At 68.9% G+C, this 14802-nt stretch carries 16 protein-coding genes; 7 read left to right on the top strand and 9 right to left on the bottom strand.

The features are described from left to right. Positions 1–45 precede the first annotated feature (45 nt). The 3 genes from FY251_RS04840 to FY251_RS04830 all read right to left on the bottom strand — a co-directional run bounded on the left by FY251_RS04840 (position 46) and on the right by FY251_RS04830 (position 2226). Positions 46–897 carry a ribose-phosphate diphosphokinase gene (locus tag FY251_RS04840; protein ID WP_148413704.1) on the bottom strand — a complete coding sequence of 284 codons (852 nt, stop codon included), beginning with the start codon at positions 895–897 and terminating at the stop codon, positions 46–48. A gap of 60 nt (positions 898–957) precedes the next feature. Next, positions 958–1785, bottom strand: coding sequence for a hypothetical protein (locus tag FY251_RS04835; protein ID WP_148413703.1), 828 nt, complete (start codon positions 1783–1785; stop codon positions 958–960). A 96-nt stretch (positions 1786–1881) separates the two neighbouring features. Further along, positions 1882–2226, bottom strand: coding sequence for an SWIM zinc finger family protein (locus FY251_RS04830; RefSeq protein WP_089779959.1), 345 nt, complete (start codon positions 2224–2226; stop codon positions 1882–1884). Positions 2227–2346: 120 nt separating this feature from the next. Here FY251_RS04830 and FY251_RS04825 point away from each other — a divergent pair, with 120 nt between their 5' ends. The 3 genes from FY251_RS04825 to FY251_RS04815 all read left to right on the top strand — a co-directional run bounded on the left by FY251_RS04825 (position 2347) and on the right by FY251_RS04815 (position 5892). Next, a complete protein-coding gene (locus tag FY251_RS04825; RefSeq protein WP_148413702.1) occupies positions 2347–3477 on the top strand; it encodes a tRNA (guanine(26)-N(2))-dimethyltransferase in 1131 nt (376 codons plus the stop codon). Positions 3478–3590: 113 nt separating this feature from the next. Beyond that, entirely contained in the window at positions 3591–4928 is a 1338-nt protein-coding gene (locus FY251_RS04820) for a YihY/virulence factor BrkB family protein (protein ID WP_148413701.1), read from the top strand. Position 4929: 1 nt separating this feature from the next. Further along, on the top strand, positions 4930–5892 hold the full coding sequence (locus FY251_RS04815; RefSeq protein WP_148413700.1) for a phosphatase PAP2 family protein: 963 nt from the start codon (positions 4930–4932) through the stop codon (positions 5890–5892). 28 nt (positions 5893–5920) lie between these two features. Here the strand turns inward: FY251_RS04815 and FY251_RS04810 are convergent, their stop codons facing one another. Further along, positions 5921–6883, bottom strand: a complete 963-nt coding sequence (locus FY251_RS04810) for an alpha/beta fold hydrolase (RefSeq protein ID WP_148413699.1) — start codon at positions 6881–6883, stop codon at positions 5921–5923. A 143-nt stretch (positions 6884–7026) separates the two neighbouring features. Further along, positions 7027–8397 (bottom strand): type I glutamate--ammonia ligase, encoded by a 1371-nt coding sequence (glnA, locus tag FY251_RS04805; RefSeq protein WP_148413698.1) that lies wholly within the window; start codon positions 8395–8397, stop codon positions 7027–7029. A gap of 126 nt (positions 8398–8523) precedes the next feature. Here glnA and lrp point away from each other — a divergent pair, with 126 nt between their 5' ends. Beyond that, complete coding sequence (gene lrp, locus FY251_RS04800) at positions 8524–8982, top strand: HTH-type transcriptional regulator Lrp (protein WP_089779760.1); 459 nt, start codon at positions 8524–8526, stop codon at positions 8980–8982. Positions 8983–8987: 5 nt separating this feature from the next. On the opposite strand, the gene FY251_RS22460 is transcribed toward lrp, so the two are convergent. Continuing rightward, positions 8988–9140: a hypothetical protein gene (locus FY251_RS22460; protein ID WP_167321014.1), complete on the bottom strand. Its 153-nt coding sequence runs from the start codon at positions 9138–9140 to the stop codon at positions 8988–8990. Positions 9141–9419: 279 nt separating this feature from the next. Continuing rightward, positions 9420–10502, bottom strand: a complete 1083-nt coding sequence (locus tag FY251_RS04795) for an aminopeptidase (protein ID WP_148413697.1) — start codon at positions 10500–10502, stop codon at positions 9420–9422. A gap of 114 nt (positions 10503–10616) precedes the next feature. On the opposite strand from FY251_RS04795, the gene FY251_RS04790 reads away from it, so the two are divergent. Then, positions 10617–11642: a low specificity L-threonine aldolase gene (locus tag FY251_RS04790; protein ID WP_148413696.1), complete on the top strand. Its 1026-nt coding sequence runs from the start codon at positions 10617–10619 to the stop codon at positions 11640–11642. 67 nt (positions 11643–11709) lie between these two features. On the opposite strand, the gene FY251_RS04785 is transcribed toward FY251_RS04790, so the two are convergent. Further along, positions 11710–12654 carry a cation diffusion facilitator family transporter gene (locus FY251_RS04785; RefSeq protein WP_148413695.1) on the bottom strand — a complete coding sequence of 315 codons (945 nt, stop codon included), beginning with the start codon at positions 12652–12654 and terminating at the stop codon, positions 11710–11712. Positions 12655–12808: 154 nt separating this feature from the next. On the opposite strand from FY251_RS04785, the gene FY251_RS04780 reads away from it, so the two are divergent. Further along, entirely contained in the window at positions 12809–13327 is a 519-nt protein-coding gene (locus FY251_RS04780) for a metallophosphoesterase (protein ID WP_148413694.1), read from the top strand. Between the two features lie 203 nt (positions 13328–13530). On the opposite strand, the gene FY251_RS04775 is transcribed toward FY251_RS04780, so the two are convergent. Beyond that, complete coding sequence (locus FY251_RS04775; RefSeq protein WP_148413693.1) at positions 13531–14517, bottom strand: winged helix-turn-helix domain-containing protein; 987 nt, start codon at positions 14515–14517, stop codon at positions 13531–13533. 96 nt (positions 14518–14613) lie between these two features. Here FY251_RS04775 and FY251_RS22455 point away from each other — a divergent pair, with 96 nt between their 5' ends. Next, positions 14614–14781, top strand: coding sequence for a hypothetical protein (locus tag FY251_RS22455; RefSeq protein WP_167321013.1), 168 nt, complete (start codon positions 14614–14616; stop codon positions 14779–14781). Positions 14782–14802: the final 21 nt, after the last annotated feature.

The raw sequence follows: 14802 nt of genomic DNA, 5'->3' as shown, positions 1-14802 counted from the left end.
AGATGCGGGGACTGGCAAAACCGTTTCGAGAGAGTGTGTGGTTCGTTAGCGTTCGAGTTCGGCGGCGAGAGCGGGCGCGACGGACACCTCGCTCACGTCGCGCTCGATGGTGTCGGTGCCGACGACGCGTTCGATGCCGGCGCGGGCGAGTTTCGTGCGGGCGTTGCGAGCCAGAAGCGGGTGGACGGTCGCACAGAAGACGCGCTTCGCGCCGCCGTCGGCGAGCACGGCGACGGCCTCGCTCATGGTCGACCCGGTGGCGATGATGTCGTCGGTGATGACCACGTCGCGGCCCGCGAAGTCGGCGTCGCTCGGCGTGATTTCCACGTCGGTCCCGGAGTGGCGCACCTTCTCGAAGTAGTCGGTCTCGCCCTCGCCGTAGGCGTCGCGGACGGTCTCTGCGATGCCGATGGCCCCCGAGTCGGGCGACAGAAACAGCGGGTCGTCGAGTTCGGGGAGCGGTTCGGCGAGTCGCCCGGCGGCGTCGACGATGTCGACGGGCGCGTCGAAGAACTCCGAGACGGCGTCCTCGTGGGGGTTGACGAGCACGACGCGGTCGGTCGTCGTGCTGACGGCGCGGGCGACCGCGCGGGCCGAAACCGGGTGGCCGGCCTCGAACGCCTTGTCCTGTCGGGCGTAGCCCATGTACGGGATGACCGTCGTGACCGCCGACGCGCCGGCCTCGCGGACGGCGTCCTGCAGTTGGAGCAGTTCGACGTAGGCGTCGTTGCTGGCGGTGCTGGCGACGATGGTGGCGGCGTCGGCGTCGAAACCGGGGACCGCCGCCAGCGTCTCGCCGTCGGGGAAGCGGTCGTACTCGACGGCCGCGAGCGACTCGCCGAGTTCGTCGGCGAGCGCGGCCGCGAGTGCCTGCGAGGATGCGCCGGGTACGAGCATACCCGTTCGTCTCTCGTGGGGGGTAAAACCGCTTTTCGTTGCGTTCAGCCCCGTCGCGTGTCAGCGAACCGCGACGCCGACCGCGTCCAACCCGAGCACCTGCGTCCGCCAGTCGCCCCCGGTCAGTCGAACGCAGAAGCTCCCCGCGTCGGTGACGGCGTAGGCGGCGCGGGCGTCGTGAGCGAGCGCGACGACCGTCTCGTCCGGCGGAATCGGCGCGTCGTCCCACGACCCCGACTCCTCGTCGCGCGCGACGACGCCGTCCGGGCCGACCGCGTGGGCGCGGCCGTCCGGCATCGACGCGACCGCCGAAAACGCCCCGTCGAGCGCGTCCATCCAGCCGTTACCGAGCGCGTACAGCCCCGAGTCGGTCGCGGCGAGCGGGGTTCCCTCGGTCCCGCCGAGGCGGCCCGCGGGGTCGGACACGTCGTTTACGCTGTCGAGGCCGACGTGCGAGACGCCGTCGTCGCCGACGCGGTAGACGCCGTCGTCGGCCGCGACGAGACTTCCGTCGAGGGCGCGGACCGCCCCGACTTCGCCGAGGTCGGTCCACCCGGTCTCGTCGAAGCGAGCCGCGCGGCCGTCCCCGTCGGCGGCGACGACGCGATTTCGGTGGAAGCCGACGGCCGTCGCGGGGCCGAAGTCGAGTTCGTGGTAGTCGTCGCCCTGCACGAGCAGTACGTCCTCGTCGGTGGCGACGGCGACTTCCCCGGGCGACCCGGCGGCGTCCCGCGCGGTACACCGGCGGTCGATGCGGAAGCCGCCGACGAGGTCGTCGGAGACGTCGACGGTCACGACCCCGACGCCCGCGGCGACGTACGCCGTCTGCTTGCCGGACTTGTCCGCGTACACCCGTTTTTCGTCGATAGAGAGGTCGAAATCAGCCATCCGTTGGGCCGAGGTTCGCGGCGCGGTTCGGAAAGGATTGTGGTCGTTCCCGCGGCGCGGAGACGGGCCGAACGGGCGCGTCGTTGAGAAGTGTGATTACAGAAATTCCCGCACGTCCGAGTACCACATGTCGTGGTGGTCGAGTTCGCCGAGCGCCTCGGCCACGTCGACCGCGAGGACGTGCCAGCAGCGCTCGCCCTCGTCGGGGTCGAGGTTGTACTGGGAGTCCTTGCAGGTACAGCCCCGGTCTTCGACCACGTACTCGTCGTCGTAGCCGACGACCACGTCGAAGTCGCGGTAGCGCTTTACCCGCCGCTCGGAGACGGCCTCGATGGCCGTGACGCCCCGGTCGCCGTGGGCGTCGACGATGGCCTGCACGATGTTCGGCGAGAGCCGCCCGGCCGCTTCGAGGGCCGCTCGCCAGTCGTCGGCCGAGTCCACGCCGGCGACTTCGTCGGTGGCGGTGAAAACGCATTCGATGCCGCGGGATGGACCGACCGCCGCAATCGCGTCGCCCACTCGCATCGCAACCGGTTTCCGCCCGCGCGGGCGACTGCGGGTATGCACGTGAGCGAGGGAGGCGTCGAAATCGAGGTTCCCGACGCCCGCGACGGGGCGTCAGCGGGGACCGGCGACGATGTCTTCTACAACCCCACACAGGAGTTGAACCGAGACATCACCGCGGCCGTCCTCCGCGCCTTCCGCGAGCGCGAACCCCGCGCCGAGAGCTACCTCGACGCGATGGCCGCCTCGGGCGTCCGGGGCGTCCGCGCCGCCGCCGAGGGCTACGACGTGACCTGCGCCGACCTCGACGCCGACGCCGTCGAACTCGCCCAGTCGAACCTCGACCGCGCCGGCAACGGCGGCGAGGCGGTCCACCGCAACGCCAACGCCCTCATGTACGATTCCGTCTTCGACGTGGTCGACCTCGACCCGTTCGGCACGCCGATGCCCTTCGCCGACCCCGCCTTCGCCAACACCCGCGACCTCGTCTGCGTCACCGCCACGGACACCGCCCCGCTGTGCGGCGCACACCAGAAAAGCGGCATCCGGAAGTACGGCTGTCTCCCGCAGAACACCGACTACCACCCCGAGATGGGGCTTCGCACCCTCCTCGGCGCGATGGTCCGCACCGCCGCCCGCTACGACAAGGCCGCCGTCCCGATTCTCTCGCACGCGACGCGCCACTACGCGCGGGCGTATCTCGAACTCGACGAGCGGGCGACGAAGGCCGACGAACTCCTCGAATCGACCGGCTTCGTCTACCACTGCGAGGACTGCCTCCACCGCGAGGCCGAGCGCTCGCTCATCGCCCACCCGCCCGAGTCGTGCGCCAACTGCGACTCGACCCGGATTCTCGAAGCCGGTCCCATCTGGCTCGGCCCCGTCTCCGAGCCGGCGTTCGCCGCGGCCGTCCGCGACGAGGTGACGGAGGAGTTCGGCACCGCCAAGCGCGCCCGCAAGCTCCTCGACACGCTCGCGGTCGAACTCGACGCGCCGACTCACTTCGACCAGCACCGCCTCTGTAAGCTCTGGGGTCGGTCGGCCTCGAAGATGGAGACGTTCCTCGAAACGCTCCGCGACGCCGGCTACGACGCCACGCCCGCCCACTACCACGGCACCGCGTTCAAGACCGACGCGACGGTCGCGGAGATACGCGAGGCGACCGCCGCGCTCGACCCCGAAGCCTGACCCTGCGGCCTGCCCCCGTATCCTGAGCGGCGACCGTCGACCCCCGCCGTAACCGACCCGTCCCGCCGTCTCGGCGGGTAGCTTCTTTGTCTCTCGTGTCGTGTCCGGGATACGTGAGCGCCACGATTCGAACCGCCGTCCCCGTCGCGCGGGCGGTCGTCGACACGATTCGGGAGAAGGAGATATCGTTTCTCGCGGCCAGCATCTCGTACTACGCGCTCGTCTCGCTGATTCCGCTTCTCGTGCTCGGCGTCGTCGTCGCCACCGCGGTCGGCGGCGCGGAGCTGCAGGCGCAGCTCCAGACGCTCGTCGAGCAGTACCTCGTCCCGACCGGACAGGACCTCGTCGAGGAGGCGCTGACGGACCGAACCGGACAGGGGAGCGTCGGGGCGGTGAGCCTCGCGCTGACGGTGTGGGGCGCGCTGAAGCTCTTTCGCGGCCTCGACATCGCCTTCTCGCGCATCTACGGGTCCGAGGCGGGGGGATTGGTCGACCAACTCCGCGACGGCGCTATCGCCCTCGCCAGCATCGGCGTCGGCACCATCGGCGTCGCGGTGCTGACCGCGCTGCTCGGCCTGCTCGACGTTCCGTTCCTCCGACTGCTCTCGCCGCTCTTGTTGCTTCTCACGCTCTGTGCGGCGTTCTTCCCGCTGTACTACGTCTTCCCCGACGCCGACCTCTCGCCGCGACAGGTCGCGCCGGGGACCGTCTTCGCGGCCGTCGGCTGGACCGTCCTCGGCATCGGCTTCGGTATCTACGCGTCCGTGGCCGGCGCGTCGGTCGCGGGCGCGCTCGGGACGCTCCTGTTGCTCGTGACGTGGTTCTACTTCTCGGGGCTCATCCTGCTTTCGGGCGCGGTCGTCAACGCGGTCCTCGCGGGGGTCGGCGGCGACGCCCCGCCCGCGGAACCGCGTGACTCGCCGGGGGGACCGCCCGGAGTGGACCGGCAGGTACAACATACGGGAGGCCGACATGACGCTCGTACGGATATGAGCGACGACCGAGGTGACACCGATGGGCCGCGGACGGACGACGCCGGCGACGCGGAGACCGGCGCGTCCGTCTCCCCGCGCGGCGCTCCCGACATCGAGGAGCTGGAATCGCAGGTCGAGGAACTCCGGGCCGACCTCGACGCGTTCGAGGACGACGTGACCGACCGGACGGTCGAAAAGCCCAAGCTCGAAGCCGAGTTGAAGCGCTACGTCCGCCGCCGGATGCGCCGCGGGAAGGCCCGCGGTTGGGGCCCCTACCTCGTGCTCGGCTACGGCGTCGTCCTCACGCTCGGCGCGTTCTACTACCTCCAGTCGGACCTCATCGCGGTCGTCGCCATGCTCATCATCTTCCTGTCGACGCTCGGGCTCTACGTCCTGTTCGTCATCTTCGGCATCGGCCTGAGCGCCCTCGGCGTCCCCGGGCGCGCCATCGACGCGGTCCGCGAACGCCGCGGCTGAGATGTTCCGGTTCGCACTCCCGATTCAGACCCGCGGGTTCGGCGAAAACGCCCTCGCGCAGGCACCGGACGCGCTGGTCTTCCTGTTCGGCCTCGTCACCCAACTCGGCGACCAGTGGTTCTACTTCGTCGCGTTCACGTCGCTGTACTGGCTCTGTCGCCCCCGAATCACGGCCCGTCCGCGGCGGACCGCGGCCTCCTTCGTCGGCCTCGCGCTCGGGTCGCTGGCGCTCGTCACCGCGCTGAAAGTCGGCTTCGCCCTGCCGCGACCGGCGACCGCGGCCGTCGCCGACGCGCCCGCGTGGCCGTCGCCGCTTTCGGACCTGTTCGTCTCGTTCACGACGGACGACGGCTTCGGCTTTCCGAGCGGCCACGCCCTCGGGACGACCGTCGTCTACGGGGCCGCGGTCTCGCTTCTCGACGTGTGGGACCGCCGCCGCCGACTGGTCGCCGCGGCGGTCGTCGTCGGCATCGTCTCGCTGTCGCGTCTCTTCCTCGGCGTCCACTACGGCGTCGACGTCGCGGTCGGCGTCCTCCTCGGCCTCGGCTTCCTGAAGGCGGTCTTTTCGGTCGCCGCCGCGGACGACCCCGACGCGGCCGGCCACCTCGACCCGGCGCGCCTGTTCGCCGTCGCGGCCGGGCTCAGCGTCCTCGCGCTCGCGGTGGTGTTCGCCACGGGCCTCTCCGGGCACACCGAAAACGCCGCGGCGGCGCTCGGCGGGTCGCTCGGCGGCCTCGTCGGCTGGACGCGACTCGCCGACCACGAGTCGCTGCCGACGCTGTCGCCGCCGGTGGCGCTCGTCGCGTTCCTCGTCGCGGGCGGCCTCTGGGTCGGCGTGGACGCGGTCGACGCGCCGGTCGCGGTGACGGTGCTCGCCACCGCGGCGGTGGTCGCGTTCATCCTCCTCGCGCCGCGTCTGCAACTCCGATTCGGCGGCGGCGAGAACGCGCGGCGCGCGGACTGAGTCCCTTCTCCGACCGACTTCGGCGGCGCTACGCCCGAGCGGCGGCGACGGCGTCGGCGCACGCGTCGGGGTGGCCGAGCCACGGAATGTGGCCGCAGGCGAGCGTTTCGAGCCGCGAGTCCGGCATCGATTCGATCGCTTCCCGGACGGCCTCGGGCGTGCCGAGGAAGTCTTCGTCGCCCCAGACGAACGTCGTCGGCCGTTCGACGGCCCGCAGTTCGGACGGCGTCAACCGTGCGCCCGCGCGCCAGCCGCCGAGGGTCATGAACGACTTAAGTTCGCTGACCCCGACGGCCGACGCCCGCGGGTTGCGGTCGTGGGCGACCCTCGCGGCGACGAGTTCGGGGTATCGCCGAATCGTCCGGTCTTCTCCGACGGCGGCCAGTTGCTCGACGACCGTCGCCTCGGTCGGGTGTCCCCGCGGGACGAGCAGTCGGGCGACCATCGGGAGCGTGAACAGCCGAAGCGGAATCGGCGGGCTGGTTCCGGGAAACGCCGGAACGCCGCCGACGGCGACGAGTCGGCGGACTCGGCCGGGGCGCGCGAGCGCGAACGCGAGTCCCCAGTAGCCGCCCGTCGAATGTCCGACGACGTCCGCGCGGTCGACGTCGAGCGCGTCGAGCACCCCGTCGAGGACATCGACTGCCACCCGGCGCTGGGTGTCGGCGTCGTATCGGAAGTCGTCGCTCAGGCCCCAACCGGGGCGGTCGAGCGCGAGCATCCGCGCGCCGCCGAGCCGACCCATCAGCGGGGCGAACATCGCGCCGAAGTTCATCACGCCGTGGACGAAAACCAGCGGCGGCTCGTCGCTCGGCTCGCCGGCGTCGACGACGTGGACTCGGCACGCCGGCGAGTCGAGGTCGACGTACCGCGACTCGAACGAGACTCCTTCCGCCTCGAACGCGACCCGTTGGGCCGTCTCGAACTCGCGCTTCGCGTCTGCGGTTTCCGCATCGGGCGACCGGCCGTCGGTTCTCCGTGTGGACGCCATCTGTCTACTGGGTAGCGTAGTATGTGTCCGGTGTTAACTATTGTCTATGATGGCTGCTCCGGACCGGCGCACTCGCCGAATAGTCCGCGAGCTACCGGGTTCGGCGGCGGCAAAAAATAGTCCGTGTTAGGCGCGCGCGACGGTTAGAACGTTTCGAGGTACCGGTCGAGCTCCCACTGGGAGACGTCGACGAGGTAGTCCTTGAACTCGGAGCGCTTGGCTTCGACGAACTTCTCGAAGACGTGGTCGCCCAGGGCGTCCTGGATGACTTCGTCCTCTTCGAGCGCGTCGACCGCGCCGCCGAGGTCCTTCGGGAGCGTCTCGATGCCGTACTCTTCGCGCTTCTCCTCGTCGAACTCGTAGATGTTCTCGCGGACCGGGTCGGGGCAGTCGAGGCCCTTCTCGACGCCGTCGAGACCGGCGTGGATGAGCGCGGCGAACGCGAGGTACGGGTTACAGGACGGGTCGGGGAAGCGGGCCTCGATGCGCGAGGCGGCCGGCGTGCGGGCGGCCGGCTTGCGGATGAGCGCCGAGCGGTTGCGGTCGGACCACGCGATGTAGACCGGCGCTTCGTAGCCGGGGACGAGGCGCTTGTAGGAGTTGACCGTCGGGTCGGCGACCGCCGTGATTGCGGGCGCGTGGTTGAGGATACCCGCGACGAAGCTCTTTGCCGTGTCGCTCAGGTCGAACTCGTCGTCGCCGTCGTGGAACGCGTTCTCGCCGTCCTGGAACAGCGAGATGTGGGTGTGCATGCCGGAGCCGTTGATGCGCGGGATGGGCTTGGGCATGAACGTCGCGTGGAGGTCGTGTTCGGACGCGATGGCGCGGACGACGGACCGGAAGGTTGCGACGTTGTCGGCCGTCGACAGCGCGTCGTCGTACGTGAAGTTAATCTCGTGTTGGCCCTCGGCGACCTCGTGGTGCGAGGCCTCGATGTCGAAGCCCATGCTTTCGAGGCCGTAGATGATGTCGCGGCGCACGTCGGACGCGAGGTCCTTCGGCGCGAGGTCGAAGTAGCCGCCGGCGTCGTTCGTGACGGTCGTCGCGCGGCCGTTCTCGTCTTCTTCGAACAGGAAGAACTCCGGTTCGGGTGCGACGTTCACGTCATAGCCGAGTTCCTCGGCGCGGGCGATCGCGCGCTTGAGGACGCCGCGCGGGTCGCCGCTGAAGGGCTCGCCGGTGGACGTGTTGAACACGTCACAGATGAGACGCCCGGCGGCGCTGTTTTCCTTCTTCCGCCACGGGAGGACGGCGAACGTCGACGGGTCGGGTTCGAGGCGCATGTCGGACTCCTGGATGCGCACGAAGCCGTCGATGGAGGAACCGTCGAAGTAGATCCCCTCGGTGAACGCCTTCTCGGCCTGCGAGGCCGGAATGGAGACGTTCTTGACCGTTCCGAGAATGTCGGTGAACTGCAGTCGGAGGAAGTCGACATTCTTCTCTTCGATCTCGTCGATGACCGACTGTGCCTCGTCGCTCAGGCCGCCGTCGGTGAGTGCGTTGTCTTCCGTCATTTTCCTGAACACGCGATTCGAACACCCGCACTATAAAGACCTTTCCGCTTAATGCAATTCCCCGCGGTGTGCCACAGAATTGGATATTCGTAAAATTCTAATGCCCCGGGAGGGTGTGTAGATGTAATGACGTACGAAAACCTCGACGCGAAGCTCATCAACGCGCTCCTCGGCGACGGTCGAGCGAGCCTGCGAAGCCTCGCCGAAGAACTCGACGTGTCGGTGACGACCGTCTCGAACCACCTGCGAGACCTCGAAGACGAGGGCGTCATCGAGGGCTACACGCCCCGCGTCAACTACGACGCGCTCGGCTACGACGTGACCGCCGTCATCCAACTGAAAGTCGAGGGCTCCGCGCTCCCCGAAATCACCGAGCGCCTCCGCGCGGAAAAGCAGATGATCTCGGTGTACGAGGTCACCGGCGACTACGACATCATCGCCATCGGCAAGTTCCGCGACACCGACGGCATGAACACCCAGATCAAGAAACTGCTCACCGACGCGGACATCCGCGAGTCCAACACGTCGGTCGTGCTCAACGCAGTCTCCGAAAACGAGCAGTTCGACCTCGAACTCGACCAGTAACGCCGTCAGACGATTCGCGTTTTTACGTCGCGCATCTCGGAGTCGCAGTAGGGACACCGATACCGCGTCTCGAAACCGTCGGGCGTCGTCGTGGTCGCCGTCTCTATCTCGTGGACCGCCACGTCGCGCCCACACTCTCGACACTGAACCGCTGGCATCGGTTCGTGTTCGTCGACTGGTCGAAATAAATCTACTGGCATGTGTGTATAGTTGTCACTCACCCGTCTATAGATGGAAGGGCACCGCTTCGACTGGAGACTCCGAGTTTCGCTCGATGCGGCCGGAGTTCCGCCCGCGCTTCCGCGCCGTTTTCGACGGCCGCTGGAAGGCTCCCGTTTCGACTGGAAACCTCGATGACGCGAGTCGATTCACCGCCCGATAAACTGGAGCTGAAATGTTGCGGGTTGTCCGCTTAACGGGCGAAGCCGCCGACTCGGTCAGAACTCGTCTTCGAAGACGAACGTGCCGTTTCGCTGGACGACCTCGCCGTCGACTTCGATGACCGAGTCTTCGGACATGTCGACGATCATGTCGACGTGCTCGGCGCTCTCGTTGAGTTCGTTTTCCGCGCCGACCGTCTCGGGGTACGCCGAGCCGACGGCCATGTGGACGGTGTCGCCCATCTTCTCGTCGAACAGCATGTTGTAGGTGAACTGGTCGATGCTGCGGTTCATGCCGATGCCGAGCTCGCCGAGGTAGCGCGCGCCCTCGTCGGTGTCGAACACGCCGTCTAAGACCTCCTCGTTCCCCTCGGCGGAGTAGTCGACGACCTCGCCGTCCTCGAAGCGGACGCGGACGCCGGAGACCTCGCGGCCCTGCCGGTACAGCGGCAGGTCGAAGTAGACCTCGCCGTTCACGGACTCTTTCACGGGCGCGGTGAACACCTCGCCGCCGGGGAGGTTGTGCTCGGCCGTGTCGTTGACGGCGGTGTTGCCGGCGATGCTCATCGTCACGTCGGTCTCGTCGCCCGATTTGATGCGGACCTCGTCGCCGTCGTTGAGGATGTCGACCAACTGCTGTTGGAGTTCGCCCTGCGCGTCCCAGTCGAGGGTGACGGCGTCGTAGACGAAGTTCTCGTAGGCCTCGGTGCTCATGCCCGCGAGCTGGGCGCTCCCCTTCGCGGGGAACTGGGTGAGACACCAGCGCTTCGAGAGCATCTCGCCCTGCACGGGCTTGTAGGCGCGCTTGTACGCGGCGTTCGTCTCCGGCGGCACGTCGCTCTGCTCGGTCGCGTTCGTCTCGCCGCGGACGCGGATGATGACGTCGGTCTCCTCGTAGAGCGCAAGCACGTGCGCGGGCGTCTCGTAGTCGTCGTCGCCGGCGCGGAGGAACGCGCGGGTGAACCGCGGGTTCGCGTCCATCGCGACGACGTTCGCGCCCCGGTCGCCGAGCAGTTCGTGGACGGCCGTGACGAGGTCCTCGGCCACCGCGGGCGCGGAGACGACGACGTTGTCGCCGGCCTCGACGCTCGTGGAGTGGTCGACGATGGTCTGTGCGTGCTCGCGGATGCGCGGGTCCATACCGCGTCGTGTGTGTCCCCGGGGCAAACACCTTTCGAAGCGCAAATATTGCGACCGGCGGCGGTCGCCCGACGGACCACCGTTTATTTCTCCGTCGGCGGGGTCTCTCCGCGCATGATAGACCTCCGAAGCGACACCGTCACGCTCCCGTCCGACGAGATGCGCGAGGCCGCCCGCGACGCCGCCGTCGGCGACGACGTGTACGGCGACGACCCGACCGTGAACGAACTCGAAGCGCGCGCCGCCGAGCTGGTCGGCAAGGAGGCCGCGCTGTTCGTGCCGTCGGGGACGATGGGCAACCAGATCGCCGCCCGCGTCCACGCCGACCCCGGTCAGGAGGCGCTCGTGGACGCGAAGGCGCACGTCTACAAGTGGGAGGTCGGCGGCTTCGCCCAGCTGTCGGGCCTGCAGGTCCGCGCCTACGACGCCGGCGAGCGCGCCGCGCCGACGCCCGAACAGGTCCGCGACCACGCCCGCGAGGAGTCGCTTCACGTCGCCGGCACGGGCGTCCTCTGCCTCGAAAACACCCACAACGCCCGCGGCGGCGTCGCGGTCCCGAAAGCCGATATCGACGCCGCGGCCGAGGCGGCGCACGACCTCGGAATTCCGGTCCACCTCGACGGCGCGCGCCTGTTCAACGCCTGCGTCGCCCTCGACGAGGACCCGAAGGCGATGGTCGAGCGCGTCGACACGGTGATGTTCTGTCTCTCGAAGGGGCTCGGCGCGCCCGTCGGCTCGATGCTCGCCGGTTCCGAGGCGTTCATCGAGGAGGCCGTCCGCGTCAGAAAGCAGTTCGGCGGCGGCATGCGACAGGCCGGTCTCATCGCCGCGCCGGGGCTCGTCGCGCTCGACAACGTCGACCGCCTCGCCGACGACCACGAGAACGCGACGGTCCTCGCCGAGGGCCTCGACGCCGTCTCCGGGCTGTCGGTGCCGACGCCCGAGACGAACATCGTCGTCGTCGACTCCGAGGGCGCGGGGCTGACGGCCGACGAGTTCGTCGAACTGTGCGAGGACGTAGACGTTCTCGGCGGCACGTTCGGCGAGTACCACACTCGGTTCACGACGAACCTGAACGTCTCGCGGGCGGACGTGGAGAAGGCGGTCGACCTCGTCGCCGACGCGGTCGAATCGCGGTAGGTCACGGAACCGCGGGAGGCCGCCGTGAGTCGCGGTCGGCTGGCGGCGGCCCACTCGGTCGTTCGGATTACAACTCGGGTTCGATGTAGACGAAGTGCACCCGGTCGTCGGCCGCCCTGAGTTCGGACTCGATTTCGGTGATGTGGTCGTCCAGCTCCTCGGTGTCGAGTTCGGGGTCGAAGCTCACGTCGAGGGCGACGAGCAGTTTCTCCGGGCCGACGTAGCTCGCGCGGAAGTGATCGACGTGGACGACCCGCGGGTCGTCTTTGACGATGTCGCGGAGGGCCTGTTCCTCGTCCACGGGGACGCTCTCGCCGATGAGGAGGCGCTTGTTCTCCCACGCGAGCGCGATGGCGAAGCCCATGAGCAGTATCCCGATGAGGAGCGCCGCGGCGGCGTCGAACATTTCGTTGCCCGTGAACTCGGTGAGGCCGATGCCGACGAGCGCGAGCACCGCGCCGGTGAGCGCGACGGTGTCCTCGGTGAACGCCGTGAGCGTCGTCACGTCGCTCGTCTGCCGGAAGGCCTCGACGAGGCCGGTCCACTCGTACTCCTCTATCTGCCGGCGGAGTTCGGCGTGCGCCTTCAGGAAGGCGTAGCTCTCGAAGGCAATCGCCCCGAGGAGGATGGCGACGTTGACCCACACGGGCTCGATTTCGAAGCCGGCGAGGACGAGCGCCTCACCGCCCCCGCCGTGGGCGGGGTGCATCAGGGCGTCGTAGCCGTGTTTGGCCGACTCCCAGCCGGCGATGCCGAACAGCATCACGGAGACGAGAAACGAGTAGAAGAACTGCGATTTCCCGTGACCGAAGGGATGGGACTGCGTCTCGCCGCGCTTGCTGTCGCGGATGCCGATGAGGAGAAACACCTGGTTGCCGGTGTCGGAGATGGAGTGATACGTTTCGGAGAGCATGGAGGGACTCCCGGTCGCGAGGAAGCCGAGGAACTTGAGAATCGCAATCGCCCCGTTCGCGAAGAGCGCGGCGACGACGACGGACGTACTGCCTGCCATGTCGTGGGCCACTCCCCCCGCCCGGATAGAGCTACCGACGCGGAACCGGGACACTGCTCGCCGACCGCGGCGGTCCCCACCGGCCCCGACCGGTCCCGACCGACCCGACGCCGCAGTCGGTAGGTTTCAATCCCTCCGGGTCCTAGCCCGGCGCATGCTCGTCGTCGTCTCCGATACTCACAGCACGGACGGTCATCGACTGACTAACCGAACCCTCGACGCGGTCCGCGAGGCCGACCTCGTCGTCCACGCGGGCGACTTCATGCGCGAGTCCGTCCTCGACGCGTTCGTCGACGAGGCCGACAGCTTCCTCGCGGTGTACGGCAACAACGACGGCTCAGAGATTCGCGACCGGATTCCCGCGGCGCGGAACGTCACCTACGGCGGCGTCGAGTTCGCGGTGACCCACACCCGCCGCGGCGGGAACACCGCGCTGTCGATGTTCGGCCGCGAGCGCGGTGCCGACGCGGTCATCTTCGGCCACAGCCACCGGCCGGGCTTCGACGGGACCGGGCCGATTCCGCTCCTCAACCCGGGGAGTCACGCCCAACCGCGGGGCAACCGCAAGGCCCACGCGGAACTGGAGGAACTGCCGGACGGCGGGCTCCGCGGGCGACTCGTCACGGTCGACGGCGACACCTTCGAGACGTTCCGTATCGTCCCCGACGAATAGCGGGGCGGAGCCCGGTGGAGGGCCGGAAGAATCAGCGGGAACAGACCGGGGAGGGTCTGTTGGGGGCAGTCCGAGGCCGCGCTGACGACGGGGTGAGGGGCAGGGCACGGATGGGGCCCGTCGTCATCGGGGCTGTGCGCGACCTCGTACTCACTCCTACGGGTGACGGTATCAAATACGCACCGTAAGCTCAAACAGCCGTTTTAGTCACGCAGTACGCCCACCGCGACCCACGCGAGAAGCACGGTCACCCCGCCGAGGAAGAACAGCGTCCCCGGCGAGAGCGACCCGATGGCCCCCGCGAGCCCGTTCGACCCGCTCGCGCTCGTGAGCTGTACCGCGGCCTCCGTGGCCGTCTGTGCGGTCGTCGCGTCCGGAATCGGCGTCTGCGTCGGCGTCGCGGCCGCGGTCTCCGTCGCGGTCCGCGCGGCCTCCGTCACCGTCGGCGTCGACTCGACCGCCGTCCGGGTCGCCTCCGCGGTCTGCGACGTCGAGTCCGCGGTCGTCGTCGCCTCCGCGATGCTGAACCCGCCGCCGTCAGCCGTCGTCGCCGTCCCCGTCGCGGTCTCCGTGGCCGTCCGCGTCGCGGTCGGCGTCCGCTCGGCCGCCGCGGTCGTGGTGGCCGAATCGGCCTGATGGGTCGCGTTGAGGTCGGCCCCCGACCCGCCGCTCTGGCCGGCTTCGGACCCGCCGGCGCCGTCCGCGCCGCCGGCCGAGGAACCGAGGCCGAACGGAAGTATCGACCCGGCTCGGGCGAGTCGGTTCACGACGGCCGCACCGATGCCGAGGACGCCGACGCCGCCGATGAGGCGCGTGAGCGCGCCCTTCAGCCCCTTCGTCTCGTCCTCGCGTCCGGCGACGACGACGAGCGCCCGGTCGGCGGGCGTGTAGACCTTCATCTCGCGGCCCTTCTCGGAGTACCTCGTGTCCGCCACTTCGATGAGGCCCGCTTCCGAGAGGTTGCCGAGGTGGTACTGGACGTTCTGGAGGGACGTGTCGACCTCGGTTGCGAGGTCGGAGGGCGTCGCCGGCGACTCGTGGAGCGACGCGAGGACGGACCGGGCGGTCGACGAGGAGATGGCTCCGAGCAGGTCGTCGGCCTCGTCGCTGTCGAGGCCGATGACTCGCGGGTCTCGGTCACCCCGGTCGTCGTCCGAATCGCCCGGGCTGGAGGGGATGAGGTCGGCCATCGAATCGGCGTTACTCGCCGCTTCCCATGAGTGTTCGTATTCTTTCACGACGCGTCGCCGAAATTGCTATACCTCGTGCCCGCCGAACCCATCCACATGACCGACCCTCTGGTCGTAGACGGCCTCGTCGACTTTCTCGCGGGGAATCCCGTGTTCGTCGGGCTGCTCGTCGCGCTGTTGCTCTTCGTCTTCTTCGGGTATCTTCTCGTCCGCCGGACGCTTCTGGGACTGAGCGAGGGGTACGACGAGGCGCGCCGCCGCTGATGGACGGGACAACGGCCGACG

Origin of the sequence: Haloferax sp. KTX1 (assembly GCF_902410085.1) — an archaeon.
GTDB lineage: Archaea > Halobacteriota > Halobacteria > Halobacteriales > Haloferacaceae > Haloferax > Haloferax massiliensis.
This window is presented reverse-complemented; position numbering and strand designations above follow the sequence as displayed.